The following is an 11,487-nucleotide window of genomic DNA, read 5'->3' on the forward strand; positions in this document are numbered from 1 at the left end:
AACAGGCACTATCTGCAGGCCGACCAGCAGACCGAAAAGAGCGAATGGTGGACGGTTCTGGTTGTCGACGACCAGGAGATGGTGCGCCTGGCCATCGTCGCCGCCTTGCGCAAGGAGGGCTACAGCCTTTTGCAGGCGAGCAACGGAGCGGAAGGGTTGAAGATTGCCCTGCAGCAGAAGCCGCACCTGATCATTACGGATACGGTGATGCCGCGGATGGACGGCTACGAGATGTTTCGCGCCCTGCAGGCCAATCTCGACACGCGCGACATCCCCGTCATCGCCCTCTCGTCGAAGGCGGCGGCGGAGGAAGAGGCAATGCTTCTCGAGAGGGGGTATTTCGACTTCGTCGCCAAGCCGATCAATCCGGTGCGGCTGACGGCAAGGGTCAAGCGGGCCCTGCGCCTCGTCTACGGGAAAGGCGAGCCGCCGGCACGGTGACAAAGAGGTAAGAGGTAAGAGTGGGCCGTCCGGGATTAGGCGGCCTTTCACTTTTTTCGGGCTGGAAGGACAGGGCTTCCCTGCCCAGGGCGCAGCGAGAAAGCCCCCTACCCGCGAATCACCCGGGCGGCAGGGCCGGAGAGGAGCCGTTGCAGCTCGTCATCGCCGACGGAGCGTGGCCGGTCGCGGTCGTGGTTGACGATGCAGAAGAAACCGAAAGGTTCGTCGAAGGGATTCAGAAGTTGGTGGGGATCCTCGGGGCCGATGTAGGCGGTGTCGAGGAAGCTCATCTCCCGCACCGTGCCGGCAAGCAGCACCCGGCCGCGGCCGCGGATGCAGACGACGACGTGCTCATGGACGTGTTTCTCGAGGGAGGAATGACCGCCCGGGGCGATCTCGAAGTAGCGCAGGTCGAAACGGGCGCTTTCGCCGCGGTTGCCGATCAGGACATTGCGGGCGATGGCCGCCCAGCCCCCTTCTTCATCCTTGTAGCGTTCGGCGATAACCCCTTCCCAGGTAAAGTCGGGGCGGAAGGGGTAGAAGGCGCTTCGGTTGTCGCCGCTGGCAGCGGCCGGACCGGCCCAGTCACAACTGGCGCCGGTGGCTTCCTCGCGTCCCGCCGGCGGAATCCAGTCGCAGGAGCCGGCAGGGGTGGTTTCGTCTTCTTTCTTCATCGCTGTTCATTCCCTGTTCATTGTTCGTCCAGCACCACCAGCGCCTTGAGCGACTCCCCGCCCCGGGCGGTCAGACGGAAGGCTTCGGCCGCCTGCGCCAGGGGAAAGCGGTGGGTGACCAGATCCTGCGCCCGGATGACGCCGCGGGCAATCAGCTCGAGAGCGTCGCGGGTGTCGAAGGGTCCGCAGGAGTAGCTGCAACGCAAGTCGATTTCGTTGAAGTAGAGGTGGTGCGGCTCAAGTTGAAGGAGAACGCCGGGCGGGGTCGGGGTGAAGAAGAGGACCGTTCCCCCCTTGGCGCAGGCGCGGATGCCGTCGGCCATAGCCTTCGGCGTGCCGGGGCCGACGATCACCCGGTGCGCCATCTCGCCGCCGGTCAGCTCCTTGACCCCTTCGGCAAGGCCGTGGCGGGAGACGTCGATGACCGCATCGGCGCCCAGATGCAGAGCCCTTTCCAGCCGCCAGGGGACGAGGTCGGCGACGATCACCCGGGCGGCGCCGAAGGCGCGGGCCACCAGCAGGTTGAGCATCCCCATCGTTCCCATGCCGGTGATCAACACCGTCTCGCCGGGCTGCAGGCCGGCCCGACGGATCCCCTTGACGCTGCAGGCCGCCGGCTCCACCAGGGTGCCGTCCTCGCACGAGACCCCTTCGGGCAGGCGCAGGGTGTCGGCGAGATTCTCCTGCGGAACCCGCACGTACCGGGCCATCCCGCCGGGATCGAGGCGGCTTTTCTTCCAGGTCGGGCAGAGCACGTGCAGTCCCCGCCGGCAGAGGTCGCAGACGAAGCAGGGGGCGTGGTGATGGACGAAGACCCGGTCGCCGGGGGAGAAGCCGGTCACCTCGGCGCCCACTGCCGCCACCGTTCCGGACGGTTCATGGCCGAGTACCAGGGGAGCCTTGGCGCGGATGTACCAGTCCATGACGTCGCCCGAGCAGACGCCGCAGGCGGCGACCCGCACCAGGATCTCCCGGGGGCCGATGGCGGGAACGGGATGCTCTTCGATGCGGATGTCATCGAAATCGTAAACCATGGCGACCGCCATGGTCTTCGGCAGGCTAGCCATCGACGGCCTCCGGAATCAGGGCGTACTTGGCTCCCTCCCCCCGCTGCAGCAGAGAGAAAGCCTCCTCCAGTTGCGCCATGGGCAGGCGGGCGGAAATCAGCGGGGCGACCCGAATGGCACCCCCGGCCAGCAGATCGCGGGCCTCGGCCACCGCGGCCGGGGTGAAGTGAAATACCCCCTGCAGGGTGATCTCATCGTAGTGCAGGCGGCCGGTGTCGAAGGTGACGGCGGTGCCGGCGGCGCAGCCGCCGAAGAGCAGGATGCGCCCCCCCTTGCGCACCAGGCGCGGGGTGGCCTCCCAGACCTCGGGCAGGCCGGTGCATTCGATGACCTGGTCGGCCCCGCGGCCGCCGGTGAGGGCGGCGATTTGCGGCAAGGCGTCCTCGCGCTCCACGTTCACCACCGCATCGGCGCCGAGCCGTTGCGCCAGCTCCAGGCGCTCCTGCCGCCGGCCGGTGACGATGACCCGGCCGACCCCGCGCTGCCGGGCCAGCAGCAGGTGCAGCAGACCGATGGGTCCGGCGCCGATGATGAGCAGGGTCTCGCCCGGGCGCATCGGCTGCACGTGGCTGCCGTAGACGACGCAGGAGAGCGGTTCGAGAAACGCCGCCTCCTCGAAGGAGAGATGGTCCGGCTTCGCATAGACGTTGCGGGCAACGATGTGGGCGGGGAGGAGGATCCGGTCGGCGTAGGCGCCGAGCACCTTGGTCTCCATGATGGTTTCGCAGAGATTCTCCTGGCCGGCCTGACAATAGAAGCAGCTGCCGCAGGGGGCCGAGTGAACGGCCATCACCGCATCGCCCGGCCGGAAACTGCTCACCCCGGCGCCGACGGCGGCGACGACGCCGGCAAATTCATGACCGAACGGGGAGGGGAAGGGAATCTTCGGGTGGCCGCGGCGATAAGCCTTGAGGTCGGTGCCGCAGGTCAGGGCGGCGCGGATAGCGACGAGCAGCTCCCCCTCTTGCGGGGCCGGATCGGGCAGGTTGCGGGTTTCGATACGGCCGGGGGCCGTGAGCATGTGGCAGATCACCAGGGTGCCTCGCGTGTGTGAAATGGGAGGCCATTGTAGCGGGAAGAGGGCCCGCTGGCAAGGGGCGATGCCCGCTGTGGCCCGTGAAAAAACTTGCCATTACCGATAGATGTTCTATAATATAACCAGAAAAGTAATAATTACCCCTTTTAATCCGCCGGAAGGAAGGGAGATTGCGATGAGGATCGACATCCTTTGCAAGCCGGAAAGCAGTCAACGATGTGAAAGAACGTTGGAAAATGTCCGTGAAGCGCTGAACAGCGCCGGTGTTGAAGCGGAGGTTCACGTCTTCCGCGATCGCCTGAAAATGATCGACCACCGGGTTTACGTGTCACCGGCCCTGCTGATCGACGACACTGTCCGGGTGGCTGGCCGGATTCCGGAGGTGAGGGAAATCACATCTCTGCTTGCCGAGCGGCCGAGATATCACAAGCGCATGGGCGAAGTGGCGTGACCGGAGCGCCCCAAGTGAGTCAAAAAACAGAAACGACCCCCGAAAAAAGGGGTCGTTTCTTTGTTGGCGCGGGCTGCATCCGCTCCGATAATTTCGTGCCTCGTGCCCTCGGGGCCCTTTACTCCCCCGGAACCAGCAGCCCTTCGGCCACCGCGAAAGCGACGATTTCCTCCCCCATCGCCCGGCTGAGACTGCCGGCGAAGATCTCTTGTGGTGAACGGGTTCCGTCGCTCCCCTCCAGCAATTTCAGAAAATCCTCCTGCAACGATTCACAGACGACTTCGGCACCGCGCCGCACGAAAAGCGCCATCGAGCCGACGGGGCGGAACAGGGCGGTGAAGCGCTCCAGGTCGGGTTCGCCCATCTCCAGCAGATCGAGAACCTCGTAGGCAAAGCGGACCAGCCGCACGGTCGGGGCCGTTCGCCAGCGGGTGGTCCAGGGATTGAGGCCGGCAAGCTTCTCCGGCGGCGCCGGCAGAGTCTCGACGCCGAGCAGGGTTTCGGCATAGTGGAAATGGTAGCGCAGCAGGTCGAGGGCGGCCGGGAGCAGCGACTCCCGCCGTTGCCGGCGCAGCTGGTGGCCGATGTAGTCTTCCTGCAGTTGCCGGACCTCGTCCGGGCGCCAGGCGTCGACGGCCAGAAAGCGCTGCTCCTCGATCCTTTTTTCCTTGAGCAGCCAGTCGGTGAACCCTTCGAGGAAAGGGACCGGTTCGGTGCCGGCCCCTTTGAGCAGGGCAGCGAAAAACCCGACTGCCCGGCCGAGGTTGTAGAAAAGATCGACGGCCGCCGCCAACCGCCGGCTCCGGCCCATATCGCTCTCGCTCCAACTGGCACTGTGCCGCAGCAGATAGGGCGCCGTGCTGCCGGCCTCGATGGCGAAGTCCTCGCGGTGCCGGTGCAGGGGGGTGCCGGGGAGAACGGCAAGGGGAAAGATGTCGAGATGGTTCGGCGTCAGTTGCAGCGCGAAGGTAAGGCTCCGGCAGAATCCCTGGTAGTCGTCTCCCGGCAGGCCGTAAATGAGGTCGATGCCGAAGGTCACCCCCTCGGCGGCGAGCAAGCGCAGCTGCCGGGCGAAGAGGTCGGGGTCGAGAGCGCGGTGCAGGCTGCGCAGAACCTCGGGCCGGGCCGATTGCAGGCCGATCTGCACCGAGCAGGAAAGGCGGGCGAGCAGCCTCGCCGTTTCCCGGTCGAGGTAGTCGGCCTTGGCCTCCAGGTGAAAATGGATGTGCGGGGCTTTGCAGGAAAGCAGACGCAGCAGTTCCCGGCCCCGCTCCGGCGGAAAATTGAAGGTGGAGTCGAGAACCCATACCTGGGAGACGCCGGCTCGGACGAAAAGATCGAGTTCCGCCTGCAGGCGTTCGGCGGAGAGTGCTCTGACCCCGTGGCCGCCGCGGGCGTCGTAACAGAAATCGCAGGCAAAAGGGCAGCCCCGACTGGTCTCCCAGAGAACGCCGCTGCCGGCGGTCGGCGTCAGAACACCGGTCAGCCAGGGGGAGGAGAGCTCGTCAAGACGAGCGACCGCCGCGCGCTCGGGGCCCGCAACGACCCCCGCGGCCGTCCGCAGGGTGAGGCCGGCCAGACCTGCCGGCTCAATTCCCTGGTCGCGGGCGGCGAGCAGGTCGCGAAAGGTGATCTCTCCCTCGCCGCGAATCACGGCGTCGAGTTCCCCTTCGGCCAGTACCCCCTCCGGATCGGTAGTCGCTTCGGGACCGCCGGCGAGCAGGAAGAGTTCGGGCCGACGCTGGCGCAGGCGGCGGGCGAGAGCGAGGACGCGGCGGCGGTTCCACAGATAAAGAGGGAAGGCGACCAGGTCGGGGCGACCGGCGAGGATCGCGGTCAGCATTTGCTCATCGTCCTCGCCCGGGAAGAGATCGAGCAGCCGGGTCTGCCGACGCAGGTCCTCCGGCAGGGCGGCGGCGAGGCAGGCCGCCGCCAGCGGAACGGCCTGGGCCGAAGGGCGAACGTGCAGGGTGGTAAGGACGATGTGCATCAGCAGCTCAATAGACTATGTCGGCCGGCGGCGCTTCACACAGATGGTCCGTGCAGGTGGCGATGCCGTGGCGGGCGAAGATCTCCCGGTATTCTTCGAAGCGGCCGGCGAGATCGCCCAGGGTCAGATTGTAGCCGTAGTGCATGACATGGCTCCTGGTTTTGAAGCTCATCGGGCTCTGTAGGAAAAGGAGCGATTCCTCGGCGCCCGGCTCGATCAGGATGATGTCGACTTCGGGATACTGGCGGCGGTAGGCGGCGAGCGCCATGTCGAGCTTCTGCTTGGTTTCGATCCGCTGGGACTGCTCCCAGGCAAAGGAGATCCCCAGTTCGGCCACGCTCGAGCACTGGCCGGAAGAAAGGGAGGGCAGGCAGAATTTCTCACGGTCGTTGACCATCGGCACCCGCGGGTTGATGACCACAATCAGCTTGGCGCCCCGCTCGATGGCGATGTCGAGGTGGGCCACCCGGCCGACTGAACCGTCGACATAGAAGTGGCCGCCGACCAGGTGCGGGCGAAAAAAGACCGGGATGGCGCAGGAGGCGGTGATTGCCTGGCAGATGTGGATGTCGCGGAACCCTTCGCTGCCGAAAATGACGCGTTCGCCCCGGTCGACGTCGATGGCGGGGATGTAGAGCTCGGTGTGGAGCAGGTGAAAATCGTCATGAATCCCCGCCTCGCGGAAGGCTCGGCAGAGATAGTTCTGCATCGGATCCAGAGAGAAGAAGCCGGCCGGGAACTGCTCCTGCAGGATATGCAGGAGATCGACAAAAGAAAACCTCCAGCCGCTGCGCCGGAGGTTGCGGAAGATATGATAAAGATTTCTGCAGACCTTGCCGCAGTCGGCGAGGATTTCCCGCATGTCGAGCCGGTAGATGTCGGCGCGGGAGAAGTTGAAGACGTGGGCCTCGTTGTTGGCGATAGCGGTGTACAGGCCGGATGGGGAGATGCGATTGGCGACCAGGGTGGCGACAACGGAGCCGGCACTGATCCCGACGTAGATATCGAAACGGCGGGTCGAAAATGCCGGGGTGAAGAGCCGGTCGAGGGCGGTCAGGCAGCCGATCTCGTAGGCTGCCCCCATGATGCCTCCGCCCGCCAGCACCAGCGCCGTCTTTCCGTGTTCTGGGTGCATAGATTTGCGTTCCTCAACTCTTTGCGCGGACCTTGATTTTCGGCTTGCCGTCCTCGGTCACCACCCGGAATTCCACTTCCCGATCGCCGAACTTGTCCCGGATCTTTTCCTTCTGCCGTTCCAGGAAGGCGGCAATCTGTTGCCGATCCGGAATGGCGATTCCGGTTTTGTGCATCCGGCCCGCTTCCAGAAGTTGCCGGTAAACCGTTTCGACGTCGTCATGCGCGGCGGACACTGCGGCCGCTGCCGATTGCCCCCCTGGAACGGCCGGGGCACGCTGCAGGTGGCGGGGATAGCGGCTCTCGTCCATCAATCGCAGGATGCGGTCCCAGTGGCCGGAATAGCTGTGATAGCGGGTGGCGAGGTTCTGATACCTGAAGCGCAGATCGGTCTGCATGATGCGCCGGTTGGCAAAACGCCGCAGGCGAAGAGCCAGGTCCTCCCGTGCCTTGACCGGCTCCCGCTTCTCGATGCCGGCAAAATACTGCTCGTAGAGTATTTCCAACTCTTTCTGGCCCTGTTCGAGGGCGTTCAGTTCATGGGCGATGGCGTCGCGGTCCTTCATTCGTGCTCCCAATGAGCAATAACTATACTGTGAGATTCGGGCTGTTGCAAAGAAAAAGCCGCGGTTTAGGCGGTCTGCGCGGGGCATGCGCCTGTGGGGCATAAGCCTTGACTCCCCCGGGCCTTTCCATGATAATGAAGCCCTTTGCGAATCCAGAATCGGGGGATAATCATGTACGAGGGGAAGATAGCTGCCGTCATCCTCGCCGCCGGCCGCGGGACGCGGATGAAGTCGGCGCTGCCGAAGGTCCTGCATGCCGTGGTCGGACTGCCGATGGTCCTCTTTCCAGCGCGGCTGGCCAAGGCGCTGGGGTGTGACCCGACCGTGCTGGTCGTCGGTCACGAAGCGGCGGCGGTCAAGTCGGCGCTGGCCGGCGAAGGCCTTCAGTTCGCCCTGCAGGAAGAGCAACTGGGAACCGGACACGCCCTGCTCTGCGCGCGCGAGCAACTGGCCGATTTTACCGGGACCCTGCTGCTGCTGTGCGGCGACGTGCCGCTGCTGCGCGCCGAAACGCTCGAACGCCTTCTCGCCTTTCATCAGGCGCAGACGGCTACGGTGACGGTGCTCACCGCGGAGATGACCGACCCGCACGGCTACGGCCGCATCGTCCGCGACGGTGAGGAGGTGCTGCGCATCGTCGAGGAGAAGGACGCCTCGCTCAAGGAAAAGGCGATCCGCGAGATCAACACGGGGATTTACGCCTTCGAGGCGCCCTTCGTTTTCGAAGCTCTCGGGAAGGTGGGCCGGGACAACGCCCAGGGGGAATACTATCTGACCGACGTGCTGGCTCTCGCCCGCGCCGCCGGCCGCAAAGTCTGCGCCCTGGTGGCCGGCGACCCCGAAGAGACGATGGGGATCAACGACCGGATACAACTGGCCCGGGCCGGCCTGCTGATGCGTCGCCGCATCAATGCGGCGCTGATGCGCTCAGGGGTCACCCTGGTCGACCCGGCGACGGCCTACATCGAACCGCAGGTCCGCATCGGTGAGGATACGGTCGTTCATCCCGGCGTCCACCTGCGTGGTGCCACCGTCATCGGCCGCGACTGCCTCATCGAGCCCGGCGCCATGCTCATCGACAGTGCTCTGGCCGACCGGGTCCACATCAAGGCCGGCTCGGTCATCGAAGGTTCCGAGATCGGAACCGGCTCCGTCATCGGGCCGATGGCCCACCTGCGCCCCGGCAATCATCTGGCCGGAGAGAACAAGGTTGGCAACTTCGTCGAGATGAAGAAGGCCCGCCTCGGCCGCAAGAGCCAGGCGAGTCACCTCACCTATATCGGCGATGCCGTGGTCGGCGAGCGGGTCAACTTTGGCTGCGGCACCATCACCTGCAACTACGACGGCGTCAATAAATACCAGACCACCGTCGGCGATGACGTCTTCGTCGGCTCGGATGTCCAGTTCATCGCGCCGGTCAGCATCGGCAGCGGCAGCGTGATCGGCGCCGGCTCCACCATCACCAAGGATGTCCCCGCCGACGCCCTCGCCATCTCGCGCAGCGAGCAGAAGAACATCGAAGGCTGGGCGGCGAAAAGGCGCGCCAAACGGCAGAAAATCAATTGAACGTGCAGGGGCGAGGCGCCGCCTCGCCCTCCGCGAAATTTCCAGCCGAAGGATTTAATTGCTATGTGCGGAATCGTCGGTTACATCGGTCAGCAGGAAGCCACCCCCATCATCCTCGACGGCCTGCGCCGTCTCGAATACCGGGGCTATGATTCGGCGGGGATTGCCACTCTGCAGGACGGCAAAATCGAGATCCGCCGGGCGCAGGGGAAACTGGTCAACCTGGAGAATGTGCTGCGCGAACGGCCGCTGGCGGGGAGCTGCGGCATCGGCCATACCCGCTGGGCGACCCACGGCCGCCCCTCCGAGATCAACGCGCATCCCCATTTTGCCGGCGGCATCGTCGTCGTACACAACGGCATCATCGAGAACTACCTGACGCTCAAGGAGCGCCTGATCGGCCAGGGGCACACCTTCAACTCGGAGACCGACACCGAGATCATCGCTCACCTGGTCGAGCAGCACTTCAAGGAGTGCGGGGACTTCGAAGCCGCCGTCCGGGCCGCCCTGGCGGAAGTCCGCGGCGCCTACGCCGTCGCCATCCTCTGCCAGCAGGAGCCGGGCAAGCTGATCGCCGCCAAGCTCGGCTCCCCTCTCGTCGTGGGGCAGGGGCAGGGGGAGCACTTCGTCGCCTCCGACATCCCCGCCATGCTCTCCCACACCCGGGAGATGATCTTTCTCGAGGACGGCGAAATGGTCGTCTTCACCACCGACGGGATGCGGGTGACCGACCTCGCCGGAACGCTCCTCGCCAAGAGCGTCAAGACCATCACCTGGAGCCCGCTGATGGCAGAGAAGGGGGGTTACAAGCATTTCATGCTCAAGGAGATCTACGAGCAGCCCCGGGCCATCGCCGACACCATCGCCGGCCGCATCCGTGATGAGCAGGGGGACGTCTTCCTCGACGGCCTCAAACTCGGCGATGCCGAGCTGCGGGCGGTGGAGAAGATCTTCATCGTCGCCTGCGGTACCTCCTGGCACGCTGGCCTGGTCGGCAAATTCCTCATCGAGAAGCTGGCACGTATTCCCGCCGAGGTCGATATCGCCAGCGAATTCCGCTACCGTGATCCTCTGGTGACGGCCGGAACACTGACGGTGCTGATCAGCCAGAGCGGCGAGACCGCCGACACCCTGGCGGCCCTGCGCGAGGCGAAGGGGAAGGGGGGGCGTGCGGTTGCCATTTGCAACGTGGTCGAGTCGTCCATCGCCCGGGAGAGCGACGGCGTCGTCTATACGCATGCCGGCCCCGAGATCGGCGTCGCTTCGACCAAGGCCTTCACCACCCAGCTGGTGGCCCTCTTCCTGCTCGCTCTGCGGCTTGGGCGGACGCGCGACACGCTCTCCGCTGCCGAATGCAGCCGGCTCACCGAAGCCCTGCTCACCCTGCCGCGCAAGGTGGAGGAGACGGTCGAGCTTGACGCCGCCATCGAAGAGGTGGCCCGCACCTTCATGGGCGCCCGGGATTTTCTCTACCTGGGACGCGGCAACCAGTATCCCATCGCCCTCGAAGGGGCGCTCAAGCTCAAGGAGATCTCCTACATCCACGCCGAAGGGTACCCGGCCGGCGAGATGAAGCACGGCCCGATCGCCCTGATCGACGAGCAGCTGCCGGTGGTGGTCATTGCCCCGCGCAACGAGACCTACGAGAAGGTGATCTCCAACCTCGAAGAGGTGCGGGCGCGCGGCGGCAAGGTGATCGTGCTCACTGACGGCCCCGGCGAGGAGCTGCAGGGGAAGGCCGACGTCGTGCTTACCCTGCCTTCAATCGTCGACGAGCTGATGCCGGTACTCACCGCCGTCCCCCTGCAACTGCTCGCCTATCACATCGCCGTCCTCAAGGGGACGGACGTCGATCAGCCGAGGAACCTGGCGAAGAGCGTGACGGTGGAGTAAGAGGGGAAGGCAGTTGAGGTTCGGTTCAACATCGCCAAGCATGGATCAGAGAATGACGTAGTCACACCGGCCGCAGCGCGGCCTTCAACCAGGGAGGGGGAAAACATGAAAGTACCGCAGGTGACCATCTACGCCAAGAGTGCCGGAGTGGAGATCGGTCCGTACGAGAAGCGCAGCGACGGGCGTCCGCCGGAGGGGCGCATCGTCCTGCGCTTCTTCCGCATGGAGAGCGGGGCGGCGGCGATCCGTTTCGTCGCCGAGCCGGCCGAAGGGTTCGAGCTCTACCGCAAGATCCACAAGGTCTTCCGCGATGGCGGCAAGGAGACGCTGAACCACCGCTTCGAAGGGAGCGAGGGGGAGGTCGTCACCCGCCTGACTCTCGACCGCTTCGAGCGGAGCGGCAAGACGGGCTATGCCTTCTCGGTCCAGCGGGGGGAAGAAGAGATCAACGTCCCGGCGAACGCCGAGCGATTCCTGCACGCCGCCGAGTTCCTGCGCCATCTTTCCCTGGCCCAGGCCTGGGTCGAGGAGCCGGAGCGGGCACCCCGGGAGTAAGCCGGTACCTGAATCCGATCGAAGAGCGGGGTCGTGCGCGGCCCCGCTCTTTTTTATGCCTGGACAGACGGCGGGCAAGTGGTTTACATGTCTGACCGGGGGTGTTACTATCCC

The 11,487-nt window shown here is 65.3% G+C and carries 11 protein-coding genes; 5 read left to right on the forward strand and 6 right to left on the reverse strand.

All coding sequences use genetic code 11. From position 1 onward, the window contains the following. A partial coding sequence (locus VD811_10105; GenBank protein HXV21324.1) for a response regulator occupies positions 1–441 on the forward strand: 441 nt, incomplete at its 5' end. A 107-nt stretch (positions 442–548) separates the two neighbouring features. Here VD811_10105 and VD811_10110 read toward each other — a convergent pair. The 3 genes from VD811_10110 to VD811_10120 are packed head-to-tail and all read right to left on the reverse strand — an operon-like array spanning position 549 to position 3,203. Further along, complete coding sequence (locus tag VD811_10110; protein ID HXV21325.1) at positions 549–1,115, reverse strand: cupin domain-containing protein; 567 nt, start codon at positions 1,113–1,115, stop codon at positions 549–551. A 17-nt stretch (positions 1,116–1,132) separates the two neighbouring features. Further along, positions 1,133–2,182: an alcohol dehydrogenase catalytic domain-containing protein gene (locus VD811_10115; GenBank protein ID HXV21326.1), complete on the reverse strand. Its 1,050-nt coding sequence runs from the start codon at positions 2,180–2,182 to the stop codon at positions 1,133–1,135. Continuing rightward, positions 2,175–3,203: a zinc-binding dehydrogenase gene (locus VD811_10120; GenBank protein HXV21327.1), complete on the reverse strand. Its 1,029-nt coding sequence runs from the start codon at positions 3,201–3,203 to the stop codon at positions 2,175–2,177. The genes VD811_10115 and VD811_10120 overlap by 8 nt, the downstream gene beginning before the upstream one ends. Positions 3,204–3,393: 190 nt before the next feature. Between VD811_10120 and VD811_10125 the strand changes: the two genes are divergently transcribed. Continuing rightward, entirely contained in the window at positions 3,394–3,669 is a 276-nt protein-coding gene (locus VD811_10125; GenBank protein ID HXV21328.1) for a thioredoxin family protein, read from the forward strand. 118 nt (positions 3,670–3,787) lie between these two features. Here the strand turns inward: VD811_10125 and VD811_10130 are convergent, their stop codons facing one another. Genes VD811_10130 through VD811_10140 form a run of 3 tightly spaced genes read right to left on the reverse strand, consistent with a single transcriptional unit; the run spans position 3,788 to position 7,359 of the window. Then, positions 3,788–5,659, reverse strand: coding sequence for a B12-binding domain-containing radical SAM protein (locus tag VD811_10130; GenBank protein HXV21329.1), 1,872 nt, complete (start codon positions 5,657–5,659; stop codon positions 3,788–3,790). A 7-nt stretch (positions 5,660–5,666) separates the two neighbouring features. Beyond that, positions 5,667–6,794 (reverse strand): patatin-like phospholipase family protein, encoded by a 1,128-nt coding sequence (locus VD811_10135; GenBank protein ID HXV21330.1) that lies wholly within the window; start codon positions 6,792–6,794, stop codon positions 5,667–5,669. Positions 6,795–6,807: 13 nt separating this feature from the next. Further along, positions 6,808–7,359 (reverse strand): MXAN_5187 C-terminal domain-containing protein, encoded by a 552-nt coding sequence (locus VD811_10140; GenBank protein HXV21331.1) that lies wholly within the window; start codon positions 7,357–7,359, stop codon positions 6,808–6,810. A 171-nt stretch (positions 7,360–7,530) separates the two neighbouring features. Between VD811_10140 and glmU the strand changes: the two genes are divergently transcribed. The 3 genes from glmU to VD811_10155 all read left to right on the forward strand — a co-directional run bounded on the left by glmU (position 7,531) and on the right by VD811_10155 (position 11,373). After that, positions 7,531–8,925 (forward strand): bifunctional UDP-N-acetylglucosamine diphosphorylase/glucosamine-1-phosphate N-acetyltransferase GlmU, encoded by a 1,395-nt coding sequence (gene glmU, locus VD811_10145; GenBank protein ID HXV21332.1) that lies wholly within the window; start codon positions 7,531–7,533, stop codon positions 8,923–8,925. A gap of 63 nt (positions 8,926–8,988) precedes the next feature. After that, on the forward strand, positions 8,989–10,818 hold the full coding sequence (gene glmS / locus VD811_10150) for a glutamine--fructose-6-phosphate transaminase (isomerizing) (GenBank protein HXV21333.1): 1,830 nt from the start codon (positions 8,989–8,991) through the stop codon (positions 10,816–10,818). Between the two features lie 105 nt (positions 10,819–10,923). Next, entirely contained in the window at positions 10,924–11,373 is a 450-nt protein-coding gene (locus VD811_10155) for a hypothetical protein (protein HXV21334.1), read from the forward strand. Positions 11,374–11,487 lie beyond the last annotated feature (114 nt).

It is taken from the genome of Desulfuromonadales bacterium, from assembly GCA_035620395.1.
GTDB lineage: Bacteria > Desulfobacterota > Desulfuromonadia > Desulfuromonadales > DASPGW01 > DASPGW01.

Excerpts from the sequence above, each read along its gene's own strand:
- glmS (HXV21333.1), top strand. The coding sequence starts at position 8,989 with ATGTGCGGAATCGTCGGTTACATCGGTCAGCAGGAAGCCACCCCCATC.
- VD811_10135 (HXV21330.1), bottom strand. The coding sequence starts at position 6,794 with ATGCACCCAGAACACGGAAAGACGGCGCTGGTGCTGGCGGGCGGAGGC.
- VD811_10130 (HXV21329.1), bottom strand. The coding sequence starts at position 5,659 with ATGCACATCGTCCTTACCACCCTGCACGTTCGCCCTTCGGCCCAGGCC.
- glmU (HXV21332.1), top strand. The coding sequence starts at position 7,531 with ATGTACGAGGGGAAGATAGCTGCCGTCATCCTCGCCGCCGGCCGCGGG.
- VD811_10125 (HXV21328.1), top strand. The coding sequence starts at position 3,394 with ATGAGGATCGACATCCTTTGCAAGCCGGAAAGCAGTCAACGATGTGAA.
- VD811_10155 (HXV21334.1), top strand. The coding sequence starts at position 10,924 with ATGAAAGTACCGCAGGTGACCATCTACGCCAAGAGTGCCGGAGTGGAG.
- VD811_10120 (HXV21327.1), bottom strand. The coding sequence starts at position 3,203 with ATGCTCACGGCCCCCGGCCGTATCGAAACCCGCAACCTGCCCGATCCG.
- VD811_10110 (HXV21325.1), bottom strand. The coding sequence starts at position 1,115 with ATGAAGAAAGAAGACGAAACCACCCCTGCCGGCTCCTGCGACTGGATT.
- VD811_10115 (HXV21326.1), bottom strand. The coding sequence starts at position 2,182 with ATGGCTAGCCTGCCGAAGACCATGGCGGTCGCCATGGTTTACGATTTC.
- VD811_10140 (HXV21331.1), bottom strand. The coding sequence starts at position 7,359 with ATGAAGGACCGCGACGCCATCGCCCATGAACTGAACGCCCTCGAACAG.